18 protein-coding genes are annotated in these 21,812 nt (G+C 65.2%); 1 reads left to right on the top strand and 17 read right to left on the bottom strand.

Annotated elements, in window-relative coordinates; genetic code table 11:
• Position 1 precedes the first annotated feature (1 nt).
• Positions 2-5,806 (top strand): glycosyltransferase, encoded by a 5,805-nt coding sequence (locus VGK27_07965; GenBank protein HEY3490041.1) that lies wholly within the window; start codon positions 2-4, stop codon positions 5,804-5,806.
• A gap of 4 nt (positions 5,807-5,810) precedes the next feature.
• Here the strand turns inward: VGK27_07965 and VGK27_07960 are convergent, their stop codons facing one another.
• The 17 genes from VGK27_07960 to VGK27_07880 form a co-directional block, all read right to left on the bottom strand.
• On the bottom strand, positions 5,811-6,638 hold the full coding sequence (locus VGK27_07960) for a class I SAM-dependent methyltransferase (protein HEY3490040.1): 828 nt from the start codon (positions 6,636-6,638) through the stop codon (positions 5,811-5,813).
• Positions 6,639-6,647: 9 nt separating this feature from the next.
• Positions 6,648-7,823, bottom strand: a complete 1,176-nt coding sequence (locus VGK27_07955; GenBank protein HEY3490039.1) for an ATP-binding protein — start codon at positions 7,821-7,823, stop codon at positions 6,648-6,650.
• Positions 7,824-8,609: a FliA/WhiG family RNA polymerase sigma factor gene (locus VGK27_07950; GenBank protein ID HEY3490038.1), complete on the bottom strand. Its 786-nt coding sequence runs from the start codon at positions 8,607-8,609 to the stop codon at positions 7,824-7,826.
• 2 nt (positions 8,610-8,611) lie between these two features.
• Positions 8,612-9,487, bottom strand: a complete 876-nt coding sequence (locus tag VGK27_07945; GenBank protein HEY3490037.1) for a MinD/ParA family protein — start codon at positions 9,485-9,487, stop codon at positions 8,612-8,614.
• Positions 9,484-10,896, bottom strand: coding sequence for a hypothetical protein (locus VGK27_07940; protein ID HEY3490036.1), 1,413 nt, complete (start codon positions 10,894-10,896; stop codon positions 9,484-9,486). Before VGK27_07940 ends, VGK27_07945 begins: the two co-directional genes overlap by 4 nt.
• 19 nt (positions 10,897-10,915) lie before the next feature.
• Positions 10,916-13,012, bottom strand: coding sequence for a flagellar biosynthesis protein FlhA (flhA, locus tag VGK27_07935; GenBank protein ID HEY3490035.1), 2,097 nt, complete (start codon positions 13,010-13,012; stop codon positions 10,916-10,918).
• 11 nt (positions 13,013-13,023) lie between these two features.
• Positions 13,024-14,091, bottom strand: a complete 1,068-nt coding sequence (gene flhB, locus VGK27_07930; protein ID HEY3490034.1) for a flagellar biosynthesis protein FlhB — start codon at positions 14,089-14,091, stop codon at positions 13,024-13,026.
• Between the two features lie 9 nt (positions 14,092-14,100).
• Positions 14,101-14,874 (bottom strand): flagellar biosynthetic protein FliR, encoded by a 774-nt coding sequence (gene fliR / locus VGK27_07925; protein ID HEY3490033.1) that lies wholly within the window; start codon positions 14,872-14,874, stop codon positions 14,101-14,103.
• Between the two features lie 2 nt (positions 14,875-14,876).
• Complete coding sequence (gene fliQ, locus VGK27_07920; GenBank protein HEY3490032.1) at positions 14,877-15,146, bottom strand: flagellar biosynthesis protein FliQ; 270 nt, start codon at positions 15,144-15,146, stop codon at positions 14,877-14,879.
• A gap of 10 nt (positions 15,147-15,156) precedes the next feature.
• Positions 15,157-15,927 (bottom strand): flagellar type III secretion system pore protein FliP, encoded by a 771-nt coding sequence (gene fliP, locus VGK27_07915; protein ID HEY3490031.1) that lies wholly within the window; start codon positions 15,925-15,927, stop codon positions 15,157-15,159.
• Complete coding sequence (locus VGK27_07910) at positions 15,924-16,529, bottom strand: flagellar biosynthetic protein FliO (GenBank protein HEY3490030.1); 606 nt, start codon at positions 16,527-16,529, stop codon at positions 15,924-15,926. The genes fliP and VGK27_07910 overlap by 4 nt, the downstream gene beginning before the upstream one ends.
• Positions 16,526-16,834, bottom strand: coding sequence for a flagellar motor switch protein FliN (fliN, locus tag VGK27_07905; GenBank protein HEY3490029.1), 309 nt, complete (start codon positions 16,832-16,834; stop codon positions 16,526-16,528). The genes VGK27_07910 and fliN overlap by 4 nt, the downstream gene beginning before the upstream one ends.
• A gap of 12 nt (positions 16,835-16,846) precedes the next feature.
• Positions 16,847-17,797, bottom strand: a complete 951-nt coding sequence (locus VGK27_07900) for a FliM/FliN family flagellar motor switch protein (protein HEY3490028.1) — start codon at positions 17,795-17,797, stop codon at positions 16,847-16,849.
• A gap of 20 nt (positions 17,798-17,817) precedes the next feature.
• Positions 17,818-18,381, bottom strand: a complete 564-nt coding sequence (locus VGK27_07895) for a flagellar basal body-associated FliL family protein (GenBank protein HEY3490027.1) — start codon at positions 18,379-18,381, stop codon at positions 17,818-17,820.
• A gap of 757 nt (positions 18,382-19,138) precedes the next feature.
• Positions 19,139-20,593 (bottom strand): flagellar hook protein FlgE, encoded by a 1,455-nt coding sequence (locus VGK27_07890; GenBank protein HEY3490026.1) that lies wholly within the window; start codon positions 20,591-20,593, stop codon positions 19,139-19,141.
• Positions 20,594-20,719: 126 nt separating this feature from the next.
• Complete coding sequence (locus VGK27_07885; GenBank protein ID HEY3490025.1) at positions 20,720-21,118, bottom strand: TIGR02530 family flagellar biosynthesis protein; 399 nt, start codon at positions 21,116-21,118, stop codon at positions 20,720-20,722.
• 5 nt (positions 21,119-21,123) lie between these two features.
• On the bottom strand, positions 21,124-21,801 hold the full coding sequence (locus VGK27_07880; GenBank protein ID HEY3490024.1) for a flagellar hook capping FlgD N-terminal domain-containing protein: 678 nt from the start codon (positions 21,799-21,801) through the stop codon (positions 21,124-21,126).
• Between the last annotated feature and the right edge of the window lie 11 nt (positions 21,802-21,812).

The following is a 21,812-nucleotide window of genomic DNA, read 5'->3' as shown; positions in this document are numbered from 1 at the left end:
CTTGGCCGGACACCGTTTTCTCCTCTCGGCGCTCGTCTCCCTCTACAACTCGGAGAAATTCATCATCGGCTGCATCGAGGACCTGACCCGGCAAACCCTTTTCAGGAAAGGGCTGATGGAGATCGTCATCGTCGACAGCGGCTCCGAGCAGGACGAGGCGCGGATCGTCCGGGAGGCGCAGGAACGTCACGCGAACATCACCTATGTCCGGACCGAGCGGGAGACGCTGTATGCCGCGTGGAACCGGGCGATCGGCCTGGCTTCGGGCCGGTATCTTTCCAATGCGAACTCGGACGACCGGCATCGGCCCGATGCGCTCGAAAAGCTGGCCGATATTCTCGAAAACAGGCCGGACCTCGACCTCGTCTATGGCGATTGCCTCGTATCCGAAATCCCGAACGAGACCTTCGAGCAGAATCCGGGAACCAGGCTCTTTCTCTACCCGGATTACTTTCCGCCGGCATCCCTGCTTCACTACCAGTTCGGCCCCCAGTCGGTCTGGCGGAGCTCGGTCCACGAGACGATCGGACTATTCGACGGCTCCCTGAAGGCGGCCGGCGATTTCGACTTCAACCTGAAGTTCGCCCGGGCGGGACTGAAGGCGTTCCACTTGCCGGAAACGTTGGGACTTTACCTGGAGCATGCCGGCGCCATCTCCTCCCGGGATAACGTCATGGCCGGCGAGAACAAGATCCTTTCCGAACGATATCGTTCGAAGGAAGCGGTCCTCTCGATCTACGGGGGTGTCCTCCCGATCGATTCGGCGCGGATGGGGGCAGCGTGCCTCGCCGACCTCGGAATGCGCGCGCTGGCCTACTATCCTCCCTGGTGGGGCGGGCGGGCAGAGACGGATCTTCCCCTCGCAATCGAATGCTTCTCCTGGGCGCTCGAGGAGGATTCCGCCTGCGTCGAGGCGCTGTACGGCCTGGCCGTCGCGGCCTGCCTGAAAGGCGCGCCGGACAGCGCGCACACTTTCCTGGCGCATGCCCGGAAGCACGCCCTCGTCACCGGCAAGATCGACCGCTTGCAGGAGACGGTCCTGGCGGGGGGAAGCATCACGGAGGATCACCTCTGGTATCCGCTTCCCTTCCTGCCCGCGCAAAAAGCGCTTTCCCGGCCGGCCGGCGGCCGCGCGAAGGAAGGTGCCTTCCACGATCCTGCGACCACCCCGGGGAGCGACCGGCTGTCGGTCACGTTCGTCGCCAGCTCGGGGCCGATTCCCCCCGAGGGAAGCTGCGGAGGGCTCGAGTCTGCGGTCCGCGCCTCCGCCAGGGCCATGGCTGTGCGCGGGCACCGCGTGTCGATCGCCGGCGCCACCGGCGGCTCGGGCCGGATCGATCGGGACGGGGTGGCCTATCTCCCTTACGACGCCTGGGCGCGCGGCGATTATCCCGAGTTTTCCGAGGAGTGCGACATCCTCGCGTTCTGCTCCGGTCCCGACCTCGGCAGCTACCGGCACGTCCCTCCCCGGACGGCCCGCGTCGTCCTCTTCCACCACCAGAAGATCGGCTTCCTGACGGGAACCGATGCGCGTGCGCTGCTCGCGCAAGAGGCGGACCGGGTCGTGTGCGTATCGGAGGCGGTCCGCGACAACCTGCGCGAAGCCGGCGTTCCCGCGGCCAAGCTGCGGACGGTCCACAACGGGGTGGACGAGACGGTTTTCTTCCCCCGCGAGATTCCCCGCGATCCCGGCCGCATCCTGTTCGTCGGCGCCCTCGTTCCCGACAAGAACCCGGACCTGCTGATCCGTGCGTTTCTCCGACTGGCCGACCGGCATCCTCTCGCGACCCTTCGACTGTGCGGCGGTGCTGCGCTGTGGGGTGCATCCGAATATTTAAATCGGGAGGCGATCCTGGCGGCGTGCCCCCGAATCGAATTCACCGGGATCCTATCTCCCGAGACGCTCGCCGAGGAATATTCCCGCGCGTCGATCTGCGTGATCCCGTCCCGGTTCGAGTCGTTCAGCCTCGTCTCCCTGGAGGCGCAGGCGTGCGGGTGCGTCCCGCTCGTCGCCGACGTCGGTGGCGCCCCCGAGACCGTGATCGACGGGGAGACCGGCGTCGTCTACCGGCCGAACGATGAGGAGACGCTGGCGCACGCGCTCGATGCCCTCCTCTCGGCGCCGGCTTGGGTCGAGAAAGCCGGCCGAGCCGCCGCCCGCTCTATGCCGGAGCGCTTCTCCTGGAAACGGACCGCGGAAGGGTACGAAGGCGTTTTTCGGGAGGCGATCATGGCTCGCGCCGACCGGGCGTCGTGCGCGACCGGGGAACCCGCCGGGATTCCCCGCGTCTCCGTCGTCATCCCCTGCTACAACTACGCCCGCTTCCTGCGCAGCGCCGTCGAGAGCGTCGTCGCCCAGGCATACCGGTCGTGGGAGATCGTCATCGTCGACGACGGGAGCACCGACGAGAGCCGGACGGTCGCCCGGGAGCTGATCGCGGAGAATCCAGACCGGTCGATCCGCCTGGTCGAGCAGCCCAATTCGGGGCACCCGGCACGCGCGCGGAACCGGGGAATCGGCGTGGCGCGCGGCGAATACATTCTCCCGCTGGACGCGGACGACCGGATCGCGCCCGATTATCTCGGGAAGACGGTGGCCGTGCTGGATGCCCACCCCGAGATCGGAGTGGCATATACGCACATTCGCCACTTCGGCGACCGGGACGACGTCTACCCGAGCGGCGCCTTCGACACGAACGTGCTGGCGGGCGACAACGTCCTTCCGTATTGCGCCCTCTTCCGGAAACGGCTGTGGGAAAAGGTCGGCGGCTACCGAAGCGACGTGGGGTACGAGGATTGGCACTTCTGGCTCGACGCGAGCCTCAAGGGCTGGAAAGGGCAGCTCGTTCCCGAGCCGCTGTTCCTGTACCGGAAGCACGGCGGCGGGCGGCTGCTCGAGGACAACGACCGGAGGCCACGGCTTCTCGCGCAGATGGTCGTCCTCCACCCGCAGCTCTACGGCGCGGAAACGGTTTCGTCCGCCCGGAAGATCCTCGACGGGGTGGGGGCCCCGCTACCCCCCGAGGGTGCGGACCGGGCGGGCCTGCGCCTTCTGATCGCCTGCGACTACTTCTGGCCCATGGTCGGCGGGCTCGAGGTGATCGCGGAAGATCTCGGCGCGCACCTCGTCGGGCTCGGGCATTCCGTCGACGTGGCCACCGGCGCGCTTCCGAATCGGACGAGCGACACGCTGCGCGGGATGCGCATCCTGTCGCTCCCGCGAACCTTCGATGCCGACAAGCAGCGCTGGACCGCGACGGAGGGGCTGTCCCGCCTGATCGAGGAGGGCGGGTACGACGGCTGCATCCTGCTCGGCGATCCGACGACGTGGGTGCTTTGGGGACTCGAAGGGACGCGTGTCCCGAAAAAGACGCGCATCATCATCCAGCCGCTCATCAACGAAGAGGGGTACGGCACGTGGCGGGACAACGCGGAATTCCGCCGCCGCCTCGCCGATCTCCTCCGGCGGGCCGATGCGGTGGTATCGCTGTCCCGGGGCGGAATTCCTTGCAGGTTATTTGCCGAGGAAGGTATCCGGACGGTCTACCTGCCCAATGCGACGACGCCCGAGTCGAGGATGCAGGATTTCCGGAACCGGTACGACGTGCCGAGCGATACGTTCCTCATGGTCCATGTGGGCAACCTGTGGCCGGTGAAGAACCAGGCCGGGTTGCTGAAAACGTTGAGATCGATGCCGGGCGACTGGCGACTATTCCTGGTGGGGCACCCGACTCCGGAGCGCGCGTTCGTGGACGAGGTGCTCCAAGCCGTGGCTTCCGATCCCCGGGTGACGCTGCTGCCGGGGCTCCCTCGGGCTGAGGCGGCGTCGGCGATGAAGGCGGCCGACCTCCTCCTGCTCCCCTCGAAGGGGGAGGTGTCCCCGGTCACGCTCATCGAGGCGATGAGCCACGGGACGCCTTGGCTCGCCACGCCGGAATGCGGCGCCGCCTCCGAGTTTGCGGGTGGCGTCATCGCTTCGCTGCCGCTCTTCCCGACGGTCATCGAGGCGCTCGCTGCGCAACCCGGCCTCTGCCGGGAGCTTGGAGCCGCGGGAAACGGCCACTGGCGCGCCTGCTTTTCCTGGGGCGCGGTAACCGCGCAGTGGGACCTGCTCGTCCGGACCGGAAAGACCGGAAGGGACTTCGCGATGCCGGAAGGCGTCTCGATGGCAATGGATGAGATCGGCCGCCGGCTTTCCTCGGCGCTGTCCGCCGGAGATGCTTCGAACGAATCCAGCTTGCGGGAGGAACCATTGGAAAAAGGAAACAGCTTCCGGGTCGTCGCGATCTTGTCGGCCCACAACGAGGGCGACATCATCGATCCCGTCATCGGGTACCTGGTCGGGCAAGGCGTGGGAGTCTACCTTATCGACCACGTGTCGACCGACGACACGGTCGAAAAGGCGTCGAAGTGGCTCGGCCGGGGGCTGCTGCACATCGAGAAATTCCCGGGCGACGCCGGCTTTCCCGAGGAGAACCGGCGCGAATACATATGGAGCCACATCCTCCGCCGGAAGGAGCAGCTTGCGGCATCGCTGGAAGCCGACTGGTTCATCCACCACGACGCCGACGAATTCCGGGAATCTCCCTGGGAGGGGCTGTCGCTTTCGGAGGCGATCCGCTACGTCGATCGCCTCGGCTGCAACGCGATCGACTTCGAGCTGTTCAATTTCCGCCCGACCGACGACCGGTTCGTTCCCGGCACCGATGTCCGGGACGCGCTGCGGTATTACGAGCGCGCGGAGTCGTTCAACACGCGTCAGATCAAGGCCTGGAAGAAAACCGCCGCCCCGGTCCGGATCGTCGAGAGCGGGGGGCACGACATCGCGTTCGAAGGGCGCAAGGTTTTCCCCGTGAAATTCATTCTCCGCCACTACCCGGTCCGCAGCCAGCAGCACGGGGAGCGGAAAGTGTTCCGGGAGCGGAAAGGCCGGTTCAATGCGGCCGAGCGTTCGGCCGGCTGGCACGTCCAGTACGACGGCATCGAGAAAGGGCAAAGCTTCCTGGCCGATCCTGCAGTGCTCCGGCTCTACGATCCGCAGGCCACGCGGCTGGAGCTGCTGTCGACGGACGCGCTCCGAGCCGTCAGGCAAATGGCGGCGGAAGACGCCGCGGCGGGGGCCGCACGCGCGGCTTCCGGCAAGTACCCCGCCCGGGAAGCGGCTCTGAAGTCGAAACGGGACGGGAAACCGGGCGATGCACTGGTCACGCTCCTGGGGCTGATGAAGGCGGGCGATGCGTCGGTGCTGCCGGACATCGGAGACTGCCTGGCCGCCCTTGGAAGGATGGACGAGGCGCGTGACGTGTACGAGGAAGGCCGACGGGCCTGTCCCGGCGAATCCCGGTGCATGACGGGTCTCGGCGTGCTGGCACTGATGGCCGGGGACGCCGCCCGTGCCGGCCTCCTTTTTTCGGAGGCCATCGCCGCGAACCGGGACGATGCCGCCGCGGTCTGCGGCCTCGGGATGGTCCGCGTCTCGGAAGGGCGCCTGGGCGAGGCGTTCGACCTGTTCACGCGATCCCTCGAGATCGACCCGGAAAACAGCACGGCGCTGGACCAGCTCGTGCGCGCGAGCGTCGAATCCGGAGATCTCGGGCGGGCCGAGACGGCGCTCGGCCGTCATCTCGATATGCACCCCTCCGACCCGAACATGCTGTTCACGGCGGCGGGAATCCTCTGGAAGCAGGGGAAGGGCGATCGCGCGATCGACCTGCTGGACCGACTAGACTTCGTGTCGCCGGGATACGACGGAGCGGAGGAGCTGCGGGGCTTGGTGATCGCGGAAAGCGTGCCCGAGGGCCGCTAGCCCGTTACTTTTTCATCATCCAGAACGAGCTTCCGAAAGGAGGGATTCCGCGGAGGTTCGGCGAGGACCAGACCGCGTCCATCACAGGGCGCAACCGTTCCGGATGCAGTTCGGACAAATAGAAGGTCGGAAAGATGATGTCGAATTTCTCTTCCGCCGCCAGGAGGACGGAAGCGAGCATGTATTGCTCGGAGTACATCCGCTTCCCCCAGTCGGCGTGGTAATCGTACGGAAGCACGATGTCGTGCTGACCGATCAGGACGCCCGGCTTCAGCAGCGGCAGAACCTCCATGTAGAAGACCGACACATCCGAGTTTTGAAGGACCCGATGGGATCCGTCGATGAAGAGAATGTCTCCGGGCATCAACCGGGCCATGAATTCGGCGGAGACGTTCTGGAACGGCTCGCGAATGATGAAATCGCAAAGGGACTCGATTTCCGCCCGCGGGGCCGGGTCGATGGAAACGATCAGGGTCGAAGGGCTATTCGTTCGTTTTGCCAGCGCCGCGTACTTGGTCGAGTTCCCCGAGCCGACTTCGAAGTACCTGGCCGGCTTGAGGTAGGAAATCAATCCGAACAATGCGATCCCGTCCATCGCCGGGAACCAACCGTTGTCCCAGCACGGCATGCTGGGATCGGAGATCGACGGCTGGCGGGAAATCTTCCGAAGGTCATCGGCATATCCCGCGAATTCCTGCACCAAGGCCTGATATTCGTCGAGTCCCTTGGCGAACATCCGGTCCAGCAGCACGTGGGGCGGTTTGTCGTAACCGTACCTGTGCTGCGGAAGAAAGGAATAGGGGTAGAAGTCCTCGATATCAACCAGCGGCATCGCAATCCCTCAAACGGTCTTCCTTCGATTGGCCAGGACGCCCCGGATTGCCTCGGCCAGCTCTTCGAGCTTGTACGGCTTCGGCAGGAATGCGCTGAACTGCTTGAGGATGCCCGGGTTCGTGCCGACATCGTCGATGTACCCCGAGCAGAGGACGACCGGGAGGGTCGGATCGATTTCCCCGATGCGCCGGCGCGTCTCGGAGCCGTCCATCCCGGGCATGATCTTGTCGAGCAGGACGAGGTCGATCCCGCCCTCCGCCTCGGAGAGCAGCTCGAGTCCAGCGAGGCCCGACGCCGCCTCGCAGGTCTTGTAGCCCAGCGCCCGCAGCATGTCGGACGCCAGCTGCCTCGGGATCTCCTCGTCGTCGATGACCAGGATGGTTCCGCTGCCTCGGGGAAGATCGCGCAGGGCGCCCGTCGATGCCGGCGGTTCGGCGGCCTCGGACTCGTCGGCGGACAGGGGGAGCAGGATCAGGAAGGAGGCGCCTCCTTCCCGGTTGCCTTCGAGGAAGATGAACCCGTTGTGCGCCTTCACGCAATTGTAGGCCGTGGACAACCCGAGGCCGGTTCCCTTTCCCTCGCCTTTCGTCGTGAAGAACGGGGCGAAGATCATGTCGCGGATCTCGGGCGGGATGCCCGGGCCCGTGTCCGCGACCCGGAGGGCGATCCACTCGCCGTCGGGAATGCGGGTGCCCTCGATCTCGGTGCCGGCTTCGGTCTGCAGGTTCTCGGTCGTGATCGAGAGGACGCCACGGTCGGGCATCGCGTCGCCGGCGTTGACGCCCAGGTTGAGCAGGATCTGGATGAGGCCGGTGGGATCGGCGTCGACCACGGTCTGCCGGGCGTCCAGGCGCGGCAGGATCCGGATGTCCTTGTTCTCGGCGCGGGAGAGGATCTCGACCGCCTCGCCGATGATTCGGTGGACGTCGGTCGGGCGTTGCAGCGCGGCCGTCTCCTTGCGCGAATAGGCGAGTAGCTGGCGTGTGAGGTGGGATGCGCGTTTCGCCGCCCGTTCGATGTATTCGGCGGCCTCGAATTGCTCGGTGTCGCGATCGAGGGTGTTCTTGAGCAACGAGGCGTAGCCGAGGATCCCGGTCAACAGGTTGTTGAAGTCGTGCGCGATGCCGCCGGTCAGCCGCCCGAGCGCCTCCATCTTCTGCATCTGGTCCTGAGGGGAGGCCACTTAACGCTGGAGCTGCTGGCGCAGCTTGCCGCGGAGGCGGAGGACCGCCTGGTTGTGCAGCTGGCAGATGCGCGGCTCGCCCAGGGAGAGCAGGGAACCGATCTCCTTCATCGTCAGCTCTTCGTAGTAGTAGAGAGCGATCAGGTGCTTTTCCTTCTCGGGCAGCAGATCGATCGCCTTGCCGAGCACTTCCTTGAGATCGCGCAAAATCTCTTCTTCCTTGTTCTCGTCCATCGCGGCCTCGGCGATCGCCCTCTGGATGCCGGCGTCGACCTCGTCGTCGACGGGGGCGTCGAGCGAGAAGATGGTCAGCCCCGTGGTGAGCGAAAGCTCCTTGTGCAGATCTTCGAGGGAGATCTTGAGGTGCTTGGCGACTTCCTCCTCTTCGGGGGGGCGGCCGAACAGCACCTCGAGCTGGGCATAGACGTTCTGCAGGTTGGTCGCGCGCTGGCGGACCGACCGGGGGAACCAGTCCATCTCCCGCAGGTAATCGAGCATGGCGCCGCGGATCCGGAACTCGGCATAGGTCTTGAATTTGATCCCGCGGGAATCGTCGAACCGGTCGAGGGCGTCGAGCAGCCCGACGATGCCCGAGCTGATCAGGTCGTCGAGCTCGATGTGGGGGGGAAGGCGGAGCTTCAGCATCCCGGCATGGTACTTGACCAACGGAACGAATTCGCGCACGAGGGCGTCGCGCTCTTCGGGCGTCTTGGTTGCGGCGACACGCGGGGATGGTCCGGGTGGCAGCGCCATCTGTTCGTAGGCCGTTTTGCCGTTTCTCTTCATGGTCACCCTGGCGCCTCCTGGAAGCCGTTCGACTGCTCCTCGACGAGGAGACGCTTCCAGAAGAATTGCGGCGTGCCCTTCATGCTGCTGCGCCCGTACGCGGACAGGAGGCTCTCGGCCACGTACCGGATCGACCGGGCGGCGGGGGCTGCAGGCGTGAGCTCGACCATCGGCTTCTGGGCGTTGGCTGCCTTGCGAATGTGGTCGTCCCGAACGACAAAACCGGCGTAATCGAGCGATATATTGAGAAACTTCGCCGCGGCGCGTTCGATCTTCTTGAACGTGTTGATGGCTTCGAACTCATTTTGGACCATGTTCAGGAGGATGTGAAAATATTTTTCGCCGAAATTCTGGGTGAGCACCTTGATGAGCGCATAGGCGTCGGCGACCGATGTGTTGTCGGGCGTCACGACGACGATGATCTCCTGGGCGGCCGCGTTGAAATACATCACGTTCGAGGCGATCCCGGCGCCGGTATCGATCAGCACGGTGTCGAAGACGTCCTCGAGCGTGTCGAGTTGCGAAAGCAGCGCGATCCGCTGCTCGGACGAGAGGTGGGTCACCTCGTAGATGCCGGAGGAAGCCGGCAGGACCTTGATGCCGGCCGGTCCCTCGACCAGCACTTCGTCGAGCGTGTGTTCGCCGGAAAGCAGCGTATGGATGTTCCCCTTGGGGGTCAGCCCCAGCATGAGGTCTACGTTGGCAAGCCCGAGATCGGCATCGATGATGAGAACCTTTCGGCCGAGCTTCGCGAAGCTGACGGCGAGATTCGTCACGATGCTGGTCTTGCCGACCCCCCCCTTGCCGCTGGTGATCGAGAAGACGCGCAGCCTGGCGCGCGTGCCGGTCGGGTTGGGGCCGGACGTGATCTGGGTCATCGGGACATCCTCGTTTCGGTGGCCTTGGTGTCGAGCAGGAGCCGGGAAAACATGTAGGCGCGCGCGGGGAACACGGTGCCTGCCTCGTCGTCGCCGGCGGTGAGGAAGAGAACCGGCCGCGACGCGACCGCGGCCGCCTTGACCATGTTGCCGTGCTGCTTCGAGCGGTCGATGCCCGTGAAGGCCATGTAGCCGACCGGCAGCGGCGAGAGCGAAGCGACGAGCCGGTCCGCGGGCGTCAGGTCGTAGTCGGCCGGCAGCGTCAGGCAGAAATCGATGTCGGCGTGGCCGCGGAAAACCGACGTCATGCGGGCGGCCGCCTCGCGTCCGCACGCATCGCCTTCGACGTCGATCAACAGGTATTGGGCACCATAACAGACCGCGACGGCCCGTGAAAGTTCCTCGGCGTTTCGCGCGCACAGCACCGGGATGCCGTGCGGGAGCTGCAACTCCCGGAGCAGGAAGCCGGCGCCTTTGTCGGGCTCGCCGACGGCTATGGCGGCGCAGCGGAAGCCGCGCTTCGCAAGCATCTTGCCCACCCGTGCGACGGTCGAGGTCTTGCCGGCGCCCGCGGGGCCGACGAAGGCGAGGATGCGGGGACCGTTCGGCCGGACAGGGGGAAGTTCGGCGACACGGACCATCGAGGCGAGGTAGGCGCCCGCTTCGCGCCGCAGGTCGGCGTCGGTCACGGCGCCGGGGACGGCGCAACGCGTGCCGACCGCTTGCCGGATTCGGCGCCCGGCCGGGGCGCTGAAGCCCTGGGCCACCAGGCGACGGACCAGCCAGTCGTCGTCGGACAAGTCGGTCTCGCCGGACGGGGCTTCCTTCGCGGGCTCCGCCGGAGCGTTCGCCGGGATCGCGGCCGCGGACTCCCCGAGTTGCGTCTTGAGGGCGTGGATCTCGTCGACGAGGCGGTCCAGCCGCGCATTGCTCTCGGCCGCGGGCGCGGCGTCGCGCTCCCGGAGCACCAGTTCGAGAAACCCCTTGAGCCCCGCGATCTCTTCCTTCAGAGGCGCCAGCTCCTTTTCGAGAGAAAGGAACGCCTCGAAGGGGGCCGGTTTCCCGTGTTCCGGAGGCGGGGGGGCCGAGGGGCGATTGGACTGGTCGGTCGCGGGCGCGGCCGGTTCATCGCCGATTACGGCGAGCGACGGGCGCTGCGGCGCAGCCTGCGCCTTGGGCGTGTAATGCGGGTAGGTCGCCGGGGTCGCGCCGATCGGGACTACGGTGTCGAGCACCCGGCCCCGGGTGCGGATCCCCTGGAGGGGGGCAGGCGGGGCGTCGACGGCGGCGCTCACCTCGTAGACGGCCGTCGTGAAGGCGCCCATCCGCTTCTTCGCCTGCTTGCGGGTCGACAGGATCACGGCGTCGTCGCCCAGCGTCTTCTTGACGCGCGCCAGGATCTCCTCCATCGACGTGCCTTCGAACTGCTTAATTTGCATAGCTCAACCCCACGGTGCCGAGGGAATGGATGGTGACGGTCGGCGTGACTTCCTGGAACGACAGGACGACCAGCTCGGGGTGCGCCCGCTCGGTCAGCCGCTTGAGATAGGGACGAACCGCGGGAGAGCAGAGGATGATCGGTTCGCAGCCGTTCTCGACGCACTTTCGGACGCCGTCGGCCAGCCGCTGCAGGATCATCCGGGCGATGTTGGGCTCGAGCGCGAGGTAGTTGCCCATCTCGGTGCGCTGGATGGCCTGTTCGAGCATGTCCTCGAGCGGCTTCTCGAGCGAGACGACGTAGATCTTGTTGTCGGCCGTCTTGAAATGCTGGGTGATCGAGCGCGACAGCGCCTGGCGGACGTATTCGGTGAGCATGTCGGGATCCTTGACCATGGGGCCGACGTTGCCCAGCGTCTCCATGATGGTGAGCAGGTCCTTGACCGAGACCTGCTCGTGGAGCAGGTTCTGCAGGACGCGCAGCAGGGTCCCGAGCGGGAGCATCGCGGGGACGACCTCTTCGACGACCTTGGGGTAATGCTCCTTGAGCCCGTCGAGCAACTTCTGGACGTCCTGCCGGGTGATGATCTCGTGGGCATGCCGCTTGATGATCTCGGTGATGTGCGTGGCGACGACGGTGGTCGGGTCGACGACCGTGAAGCCCGCCATCTGCGCCGTCTCGCGGTCGCGCTCCTCGATCCACTTGGCCGGAAGGCCGAAGGCCGGCTCGGTGGTGGGGATGCCGGGGATCTCGGTGACCGCCTGCCCCGGATTGAGGGCGAGCAGGCTGCCGGGGCGTACTTCGCCGCGGGCGATCTCGACGCCCTTGATGCGGATCGCGTATTCCTGCGGCTTGATCTCCAGGTTGTCCCGGATGTGGATGGACGGGACGATGAAGCCGCGTTCCTGGGCCATCTGGCGGCGGACGGCCCGGATCCGTTCGAGAAGGTCGCCGCCCTGTTCGGGGTCGACCAGCGGAATAAGCCCGTACCCGATCTCGAGCTCCATCAGGTCCATCGCGAGGCACTTTTCGATCTTTTCCTCGGAGGTGAGCTCGGGGGCGACGGGGGCGGCCGCGGGCGCCTCCTCGACGTCGGCGATCTGCCCGATGAAATAAGCGCCCGTGCCGGCGATCAACGAAAGCAACAGGAAGGCGACATGGGGCAGTCCCGGCACCAGGCCGAGAACGGCGAGGACACCGGAGGCTGTGGCGAGCGCCTTGGGCTTCATGAAGAGCTGCTTGCCGAGTTCTTCGCCGAGGTTGGTTTCGGCGGCGGCCCGGGAGACCATGATGCCGGCGGCGGTGCTGACGAGAAGCGCCGGGATCTGGGCGATCAGCCCGTCGCCGATCGTCAGGATGGTGTAGGTCTCCGCGGCGGTCTTCATGTCGAGCCCGAGCTGGAAGACGCCGATGAAGAAGCCGCCGAGGACGTCGATGACGATGATGATGATGCCCGCGACCGCCTCGCCGCGGATGAACTTGCTGGCGCCGTCCATCGCGCCGCAGAAGTCGGCCTCGCGCTCGATCTCGCGGCGTCGGCGACGCGCTTCCTTTTCTTCGATGAAACCGGCGTTGAGGTCGGCGTCGATGCTCATCTGCTTGCCGGGCATCGCGTCGAGGGTGAACCGGGCGGCGACTTCGGCGATCCGGCCCGCGCCCTTGGTGATAACGACAAAATTAATGACGACGAGGATCAAAAAAATGACGATGCCGACGGCGTAGTTGCCGCCGACGACGAACTGCCCGAACGCCTTGATGACCGCCCCGGCGGCGTCGGTTCCCTCGTTGCCGCGCAGCAGGATTAGGCGGGCCGAGGCGACGTTGAGCGAAAGCCGGAACAGCGTGGACAGGAGGAGGACGGAAGGGAACACGGAGAATTCGAGCGGCTTGATGAGATAGACGGAAACCAGCAGAACAACAAGGGAAAGCGTGATTGAAAGCGCCAGAAACAGGTCCAGGAGGAAGGGCGGCACCGGGACGATCATGAGGAAGATGATCCCCACGATGGCCAGCGGAACCATCAGTTCGCGGGCTGTGAGTCCCCCCTGCATGGCTGGCAGAGAGGTAGCGTTCGGCGATGCGGCCACGGTATTGCCTCCTAGACGGCGATCCGCGGGTTACGAAGTTTGTAGACATAAGCGAGCACTTCGGCGACCGCGCGGTAGAATTCTTCGGGGATTTCCTGCCCCTCGTCTACATTGGCATACAAGGCCCGTGCCAACGGCGGTCGCTCGACAATCGGCACTCCGTGTTCGGTGGCGATCTCGCGAATCCGGCGCGCCATCACGTCGGCGCCCTTGGCCACGACCTTGGGAGCGGTCATGCCGCGGCCCCGTTCGTATTTCAGGGCGATGGCGAAGTGGGTGGGGTTCGTGATGATCACGTCGGCCTTGGGAACCTCCTTCATGATCCGGCGCCGCGACATCTCGCGTTGGAGCGAGCGGATGCGCCCCTTGACCGCCGGGTCGCCTTCGGCGTCCTTGCCCTCCTGCCGGACCTCGTCCTTGGTCATTTTTATGGATTTTTCGAAGTTCCAGCGCTGGAACAGGTAGTCCGCCGCGGCCAGGACGAGCATCGCGAGGCCGCAATGGATGATGAGCCGGGAGACGATCGACGAGAAATAGACGGCCATCTCGGGCGTCGTGCGGTCGATGATGCCGGGAAGAACCGGGATCTCGGCCCGGATGATCCGCCACGCGAGCAATCCCACCAGCGAGAACTTGATGAGCGACTTGAAGAGCTCCCCGATCGCGGTCATCGAGAAGAGCCGGGAGAATCCGGAGATCGGGTTGAGTTTTTCAAAGTTGGGGGTCAGCGGCTGCATGGTGAACAGGAAGCCGACCTGCGCCACGTTCGCGACGTAGGCGCAGAGCATCGTGAACCCCATCACGGGCGCCAGGATCAGCCCGCAGCGCAAAACGAGGTCGATCAGCATCGCATGCATGCCGGCGACGGTCTCGAGCTGGGTCGGCTTCGCGCTGAAGAAATCGCGCAGCACGTCCGTGAGCCCCTTCATCATGTGGCCGGCGGAGAAATGGAGTGCGGCGAGGGAGCCCAGCAGGATGACGGCGGAGGAGACTTCGCGGCTCTTGGGAACGTTCCCCTTTTCCCGCATCTCGTCGCGGCGCTTGGGGGTCGCGGACTCCGTGCGGGAGGGATCGGCCATGTCTGAGGGCTACCGGGCGATGTCGAGCACGAAGAGCAACTCGTGCTCGCAGATCCCGATCAGCTTCTGGACGCCGGCCAGGAAGAAGGGGATCGAGAGGATGAAGACGAACATCCCGACGCTGATGTTGATCGCGAAGCTCATGAAGAAGACGTCGATCTGCGGCATGGACCGGGACAGGATGCCGAGGGCGACGGTGACGAACAGCGTGATCGCGAGGACGGGGGCCGCCAGCGCGAGCCCGTAGGCGAAGATGCCGGTGCTCATGCGCAGAAGCGTGCCGGCCCGCGCGGCGTCGATGAAAAAGGTGCCGAGCGGGAGCGACTGGAAGCTGCGGACCAGCGCGGTGATGAACAGGTGGTGGCCGTCGCTCATGACGAACGTCAGGAGGGCGGTGAGCGAGGTGAGCGTCGCGAAGACCGAGGTCTGCGACTCGCTCTCGGGATTGAGGATATTGGCGATCGCGAATCCCATCTGGAGGCCGGCCATGTGGCCGCCGAATTCGGCCGCGGCGAACAGCAGCGACCCGACCAGCCCCAGAAATCCGCCCAGCAGCACTTCGGAGACCATCGCCGGGATGAAGCCCTCGGATTCGGGTGCAATCCGGGAAACGGGCACGAGCGGGAGGATGGCCATCGTGAAGAGCAGGGAGAGAAGGATCCGCACCTGGGCGGGGACGTTGCGGTTCCCGAGCACCGGCGTCGCGAAGAGCAGCCCCGACACGCGCACGAAGGCGAGCAGGAAGGTGCCGATCAGCTCGGGAGAGGGAGGATGGAGGTCCACCGTCAGTGGACCATCGTTGGAAGCCCCTCGAAGATCCAGCGGGCGAAATCGAGGAACGTGTTGGTGATCCAGGGGAAGAAGATCACGAGCGCGAGGAAGACGACGATGATCTTCGGGATGAAGACCAGCGTCATCTCGGAGATCGAGGTGACCGCCTGGAAGACCGAGACCAGGATGCCGACCACGAGCGCCGCGAGCATCATGGGCGCCGCGCACATCAGCACCATGAGGAGCGCCTTCCGGATGACTTCGGCGACGAATTCCTGCGTCATGTCGTCGGCCTCACATCACGAAGCTCTTCATCAGCGAGCCGACGATCAGGTTCCAGCCGTCGACCAGGACGAAGAGCATGAGCTTGAAGGGGAGGGAGATCATGACCGGGGGCAGCATCATCATGCCCATGGACATGAGCACCGAGGCGACGACCATGTCGATGACCAGGAACGGGATGTAGATCAGGAACCCCATCTGGAAGGCGACGCGCAGCTCGGACAGGACGAAGGCGGGCGTCAGCACCGTGATACCGAGGTCGGCCTGGTTCTTCGGGCGGGGGGCCTTCGAGAGGTTGACCATGAGGGCGAGGTCCTTTTCCCGCGTGTTGGCCAGCATGAACGTCTTGAGCGGGGCGGTGCCTTTCTCCCACGCCTCGTCCTGGGTGATCTTGCCGGCCATGAACGGCTGGAAGGCATCGGTGTTCACCTTGGTGATGACGGGCGACATGATGAAGAAGGTGAGGAACAGCGCGAGCCCGACGATCACCTGGTTGGGCGGCGTCTGCTGCGTGCCCAGCGCCTGCCGCAGGAACGAGAGCACAACGATCAGCCGGGTGAACGAGCTGGTCATGATCAGGATCGACGGCGCGAGCGACAGGATCGTGAAGAGGATGAGCACCTTGACCGATGCGGCGACGTCTCCAGGCTTTCCCTCGTCGGCCAGCCCGATGCTGACCTTGGGAAGCGGAAGCGGCATGGCGGCGGCCGCGGGGCGCGGGGCGGCGGCGCAGAGCAGCCCGAGCAGCAGGAGGGCGGCGAGGAGACGGGTTGCCATCGTCATGCGACCTTTCCGGTGGCGCCTGCGGGCACCTTGTCGATGAGCGTGACCTGCGTCGGGGTGACGCCGACCAAATAACGGGAGCCGAGCGCCTCGATGACCATGACCTGCGTCTTGGGTGCGACCGACCGTGCTTCCGTGACCGTGATCGCGCGCCCGGGGGCGGCCGCGCCGGCCCCGAAGCGGTCCATGTACTTCTTCATGAAGTGCGAGATGCCCAGCAGCATCGCGAGGACGATGCCCAGGGCGATCACCATCTTGACGGCGGCCCAGGCGAAGGAGGGGCCCTCGGACGGGGCGGCGGGCGGTTGCGCGAGCGGCTTGCCCGTGACGACGGTGGCAGAGACGTCGGACTCCCGGATCGGGGCCGAGGCGCCGGCGGCGTTGTCTACGGCGAGGCGGGCCGCGTTGTCGGCGGCGGGCGCCGCGTTGTCGAAGGCGATCTTCGGCGCCGGCTCGGGCTCTGCGGCGGGGGAGGTTTCCGATGCCTTTGCCGGGCGCGCCTTTCCGTGACGTTTCTCGCTTTTCGCCGAGGCGCACGGGGCGGCCGCGAGCGACGCCGCCAGCATCATCAGGAAAGCGGCAAGAAAGGCCCGCCGGATCATTTGAGCAGCTCGACCCGCTCGTTGGCGGGGGCGATCTCGGTCAGCTTGATGCCGAACTTGTTGTTGACCACGACGACCTCTCCACGGCCGATAAGCTTGCCGTTGATGTGGACGTCGAGCGGTTCCTCGGCCGACTTCTCGAGCTCGAGCACCGACCCGCGGCCGAGCCGGAGCAGGTCGCCCAGCTGCACCTGTGCCTTGCCCAGCTCGACGATCAGCTTGACCGGGATATCGAGCAGGAAGTCGATGTCGCGGGCGTATTCCTTCTTTTCCTGCCCGTTTTCGTAGACGATCGCGTCGGACATGACTATCTCCTTTTAGCCAGCGGTGATCTTGATGGCCCGGTTGCCCCGGGAAATGCCGGGACGCCCGGAAAGCTTCGGCTTGCCTTCGACCAGGACGGCGACGGGCGCGTCGATCTCCTGGTCCGTCGTGATGACGTCTCCCGGTTTAAGCGAGAGGATCTCCCGGATCGGGAGACTCACTTCGCCCAGCATCACTTCGACGGTCAGAACGATCTCTTCGGCCGATTCCCGCAAAAGCGCCGCGTATTCCGACGCCATCGGATCGACCGGTTCCGGCTCCTCCGCCTGCCCCTTCAGCGACTCGATGAGGCCGAAGGGGAGGGAGACCGTGAAGTCGCGCGACAACCCCGTATCGGATTCGACGCGGAAGTTCATCACGTAGATCGGGTCCTGATCCGGGACCGCCGGGAGCATCTTGGGATTGGTCTCGACCTTGACCAACGAGAAATGACCCGTCGAGACGCCGTTCCACGCCTTGGACAGCTCGGCCGTAAGCCCGGCCATCACCTTGCCCGCCATCCGCACTTCGAGGACGGAAAAGTCGCGGTCGTCGGGCTCGGCGATCCGGCCGTCTCCTCCCAGCATCAGGTCGACCAGCGCGTAGGCCAGGAAGGGCGACATCGCCAGGAACATATGTCCCGGAGTCAGGTCGGAGGACAGGACGCCGATGCAGGAGCGGCCCTTGAAATTGGAGAGGAAATTGCCCGCCGTCTCGGTGTAGGACGACGCGTTGGAAACCTTGATCTCGCGCCGGGTGACGCCGGTCAGGTGGACGGAGCAACCCTTCGCCGCGTTGTTCTGGATCAGCTCGATCAGCGTCTCCTGGACGCCGCCGATCAGCTTGTGCGAGAGGAAATCGAAGGGGGTGCTGGCCGCCGAAGGCGGCTGCCCGCCCTCGATCTCGCCGCTGTCGTAGGCCTCGAGGAGGGCGTCGACCTCTTCCTGTGTAAGAATCTCGCGCAAGGTGAAAGCTCCCGTTCCGCTTACTGGACGACGAGGTCGGTAAAGTAGATTCGCCGGATCGACGCGCCTTCCATCACCTTGTTGAGCCGGTTGAGGATCTCGCTCTGGAGCGTCAGCTTTCCTTCGACCGAATGGATGTCGCCGTAGGTCAGGCTGCTCATCAGCAGGATCAGGGCGTCGCGGATCTGCGGCATGCGCCCCTCGGCCAGGCTTGCCCCGGCGGCATCGCCGAATTCGAGTACGATCGTGATCTTGAGGTAGCGGTTGGTGTCGACGTCGGCCAGGTTGAGGATGAACGGCTCGAGGGTGACCAGCAGGTTGCTGCCCGTCTTGCCCTTTTCACCCTCCTTCTTCTTGTCGCCTTCCGCTTTTTTTTCCTCTTCCTTCGGCGCCTGGGCCGCGACCGCCGCGTTGTTGTCCTTGGGGGCGGATTTCCCCTTGTTGAAGAAAAAGAAGATGCCGCCGCCGATCGCCACGATCGCGATCAGCCCGACCAGGCCGAAGATGACCAGTTTTTTCTTGGATTTGGGCGGAGGCGTGGCTGCGCCGTCCGGTGTGCCCTTCTTTTCGTCTTTTTCCGCCATCTTGGCTCTCCTTGAATAGGGGACACGTGACGGAGGAAGTTTTATTCAAGGGTCGTGCCGTCTTGCGTCCGGCAGGGAATGCTTGTCTAAGTAATCGGAATTGCAAACTATATTGTCGAGGAGCAAATCGAGGGGGCTGGCGGCTGCGTCAAGAAACCGGCGGAGATGCGGGGAGCGTCGGCGGATTGACCCCCGGCGAGGGGGCCGGGCGGGGACCCTCGATCCCTCGGCGTCGTCGGAGGGGGCCGTTCGCTCCGTAATCAGCCGCAACACTTCTATCCATCGGCACTGCGCGAAGACCCCCTCCCTTCCTCCGCTGTCGGGACCGAGGTCTATCGCCCGGCGGCGAGGAGGTAAGGGGGAGCGGGAATTCGTCCGGGATTGGTTGGAATCGGAGATTCGAGCTCCGGAGCGAACGCTGAGCAGAAAGCGAGGATGAGACGCCATGGATGGCGTCGGAAGGGAGCGGAGGCCGCGGGCGGGGACCCTCGATCCCTCGGCTGTACCTCGGGTACGCCTTGCGACGCTACGACTGCCGGGCAATCGTCCTCGCGTCCGACAGCGAGGAGGGAAGGGGGGTCTGAACGCAATGCCGATGGATAGAAACGTTGCGGCTGCCTATGGAGTGAACGGCCCCCCTCCGACGCAGCCGAGGGAGCGAGGGTATCCAGCCCGGCAACCCTGCCCATCGCAAGGCCGGGTTGGGGGGATAAAAACGCGGGGCGCCCCGGTTGCCCGGGGCGCCCCGCTTACGTGCTTACCGCTTCAGGTTGACGAGTTCCGTCAGCATCGCGTCGGAGGTGGAGATGACACGGGTGTTGGCGGTGAAGCCGCGCTGCGTGGTGATCATGTTGACGAACTCGGCCGCGAGGTCGACGTTGCTCATTTCGATCGAGTTCGCGATGACCGTCCCCTTGCCGGAGGATCCCGGAGGTCCGATGATCGGCTCGCCCGAATCCTTCGACTGCGAGAAGAGGTTCTTGCCTTGCTTGAGCAGGTCGGACGGGCTCTTGAAGTCGGCAAGGAAGATCTGGTACAGGTCGATCGTCTGCCCGTTGGTGTAGATACCGGTGATGGTGCCTTTCTGGCTGATCGAGATGTTGCGAAGCGAACCGACGGTGTAGCCGTCCTGCTTCTGGTAGGAAACGGCGGAGGTCGAACCGTACTGCGTCAGGCCCCCCTTGCCGGTGGCGTTGGCGACCGGGGCCGACGCTGCGCCTGCGGTCAGCGCGTCGCCGAAGTTGAATGCGATCGCCTGGTTCGGCGTGGCGCCGCCGCTGAAGTTGAAGCTGAGCTGGATCGGGGTTCCTGCCGCCGGGTATGTAGTCAACGGGAAGACCGGCTGGTAGGCGACCGCAGGGGCAACCGGAGCGAGGTAGGTCGTGGGCGTCCCGCTGACCCCGACGCGTTCCAGGGCGCCATCGGTGTTGAACTCGAGCGTGCCGCGGCCGACCTCGATCTTCTGGGCGGTGGCGGGAGGCCAGGTCTGGCCGCCGATCGGGGTGCCGGGCCATCCGGCGAGGTCGGACGAATCGGCTGTGACGTGGTATTCCCAGTTGTTCACGCCGGTCTTGTTGAAGTAGACGTTGACCAGGTGTCCGTTGCCGAGCGAGTCGTAGACCGAGATGGAGGTCGAGAAGTTCGTCGTCGCGCTCGTGCCCTCGATATTGAAGCCCGGAGCGGGGATGGCGTCGACGCGGGAGTCGAGGTTGGCCGCGATCTGGACGCCGCCGTTGCCGTTGGTGCCGTTGCCCGTCATCTTGGGGGTGCCGGTCAGGTTTTCGTTCCGGATGTCGCCGACGCTGCCGGTGACGTTGCCGTTGATGATCTGCGAACCCTGGAGCACCAGCCCTTCCGGGTTGACGAGGTAGCCCGCGGAATCGAAGTGGAAGTTCCCGGCGCGGGAGAAGAAGGTGCCGTTCTGGTTCTTGACGACGAAGAAGCCCGTGCCGTCGATTGCCATGTCGGTGATGTTCTCCGTCGTCGAGAAGGATCCCTGCTGGAACATCGTGTCGACCTTTTCGAGCTCGACGCCTCGGCCGATCTGGGAGGAAGCGCCCAGGCTCTGGGAGAGGATGTCGCCGAAGATCGGGCGGCCGGCCTTGAAGCCCGAAGTGTTGACGTTGGCGATGTTGTTGCCGATGATCGACATCGCGTTGCCGTAAGCGGTCATGCCGGTGACGCCTGCGAACAGAGAACTGAGAAGACTCATGGTGACCCTCCTGGGGTTCGGTCGTTGCGGGGCCGTCTTTCGGTCGGGCCCCGCGGGGCTTTCCTCTACTGGAGGTCCAGCCCGTTGCGTTGTTGGTTGCCTGTCATTTCCTTTTTCACGTTTCCCTTACGCGATCACGGCACTGTCGATGTTGGTGATGACCCGCTCGCTGGCCATTCCCGCGCCCATCGCCGTCACGACCGTTCTGCTGGGGACGTTGACGATCAGCGCCGTGTTGCCGAGCATCACCAGGGAGTTTTTCCCTCCCTTGCCTTCGACGGCCGTCACCGCTTCGGTGAGCCGCTGCCGGTCGTTTTCGGAGAGCTGGATCCCTCTCCGCGAGAGCCGTTCCGCGGCGTGCGCCGAAAAAGTCACGTCGCGTTTTCCTTCCGCTTTCGCCAGCGCGTCGGCGAATCCGCCGCTGCCCTGCGGTTTCGGCGCGCCTGGCGGCTGGGTTGCGCCGATCCCGGTGACCGTCCCGACGCCCGGCGGCCTGATCAGCCGGTAGTCGATCGGTTGGTTCATGTGTCTCACCCCCCCTTGACGAGCTGGATTTTGTCGAACGCGACCGCGTAGTCGCCGATGTAGGCTTTCGGCGGGGTATCGTTGAGGGAGATGCCCGTGATCGTTCCCTCGACGTAGCTTGTGGATGCGACGTCCTTGCCCGCGGCGTCGACCGCCTGGATGCTGAAGTGGTATTGATCGCTCGGTGCCTTGCTGCCGTTCGCGAGCTTGCCGTCCCACTGGAAGGCGTATTCCCCGGCCGCCGCCTCGCCCAGCGGCAGCGTTCGCACGATGGTGCCGTCGGAACTGCTGATCAGGACGTTGATATTGGCCGCATTGGCGTCGGTCTTGAACACCCCGTTTTGCGCGCCGGCCGAATCGACGATCAAGGCGTCGCCCTCCACGCGGGCCGTCTTGCCGACCGCCGCCAGGTAGCTGTACTTGCCCTGGTTTTCCATGGTCGTCTTGAGGTCGGTGAAGCTGGTGTTGAGGTTCTGCATCTGCTCCAGGCTGGAGAACTGCGCGAGTTGCGCGGCCATCTCCCGGTCGTCGAGCGGGTTCTGCGGATCCTGATTCTTGAGCTGCGTGAAGAGCAGCTTCAGGAAATCGTCCTTGCCCATCGACGAGGTGCCGGTTGTCTTCTTGGTCGTGGTGGTATCCACGTAGTTCGCGAAGTTCGAGGTCGTCGGGGATACGGTTGCCATGGTTTGCTCTC

Source organism: Candidatus Deferrimicrobiaceae bacterium (genome assembly GCA_036504035.1).
In the GTDB taxonomy this organism is placed as follows: Bacteria; Desulfobacterota; Deferrimicrobia; order Deferrimicrobiales; family Deferrimicrobiaceae; genus JANXPS01.
This window is presented reverse-complemented; position numbering and strand designations above follow the sequence as displayed.

Excerpts from the sequence above, each read along its gene's own strand:
- VGK27_07945 (HEY3490037.1), bottom strand. The coding sequence starts at position 9,487 with ATGACCCAGATCACGTCCGGCCCCAACCCGACCGGCACGCGCGCCAGG.
- VGK27_07895 (HEY3490027.1), bottom strand. The coding sequence starts at position 18,381 with ATGGCGGAAAAAGACGAAAAGAAGGGCACACCGGACGGCGCAGCCACG.
- fliP (HEY3490031.1), bottom strand. The coding sequence starts at position 15,927 with ATGACGATGGCAACCCGTCTCCTCGCCGCCCTCCTGCTGCTCGGGCTG.
- VGK27_07950 (HEY3490038.1), bottom strand. The coding sequence starts at position 8,609 with ATGAAGAGAAACGGCAAAACGGCCTACGAACAGATGGCGCTGCCACCC.
- VGK27_07960 (HEY3490040.1), bottom strand. The coding sequence starts at position 6,638 with ATGCCGCTGGTTGATATCGAGGACTTCTACCCCTATTCCTTTCTTCCG.
- VGK27_07880 (HEY3490024.1), bottom strand. The coding sequence starts at position 21,801 with ATGGCAACCGTATCCCCGACGACCTCGAACTTCGCGAACTACGTGGAT.
- VGK27_07890 (HEY3490026.1), bottom strand. The coding sequence starts at position 20,593 with ATGAGTCTTCTCAGTTCTCTGTTCGCAGGCGTCACCGGCATGACCGCT.
- flhB (HEY3490034.1), bottom strand. The coding sequence starts at position 14,091 with ATGGCCGATCCCTCCCGCACGGAGTCCGCGACCCCCAAGCGCCGCGAC.
- VGK27_07885 (HEY3490025.1), bottom strand. The coding sequence starts at position 21,118 with ATGAACCAACCGATCGACTACCGGCTGATCAGGCCGCCGGGCGTCGGG.
- VGK27_07940 (HEY3490036.1), bottom strand. The coding sequence starts at position 10,896 with ATGGAGGAGATCCTGGCGCGCGTCAAGAAGACGCTGGGCGACGACGCC.
- fliN (HEY3490029.1), bottom strand. The coding sequence starts at position 16,834 with ATGTCCGACGCGATCGTCTACGAAAACGGGCAGGAAAAGAAGGAATAC.
- VGK27_07910 (HEY3490030.1), bottom strand. The coding sequence starts at position 16,529 with ATGATCCGGCGGGCCTTTCTTGCCGCTTTCCTGATGATGCTGGCGGCG.
- fliQ (HEY3490032.1), bottom strand. The coding sequence starts at position 15,146 with ATGACGCAGGAATTCGTCGCCGAAGTCATCCGGAAGGCGCTCCTCATG.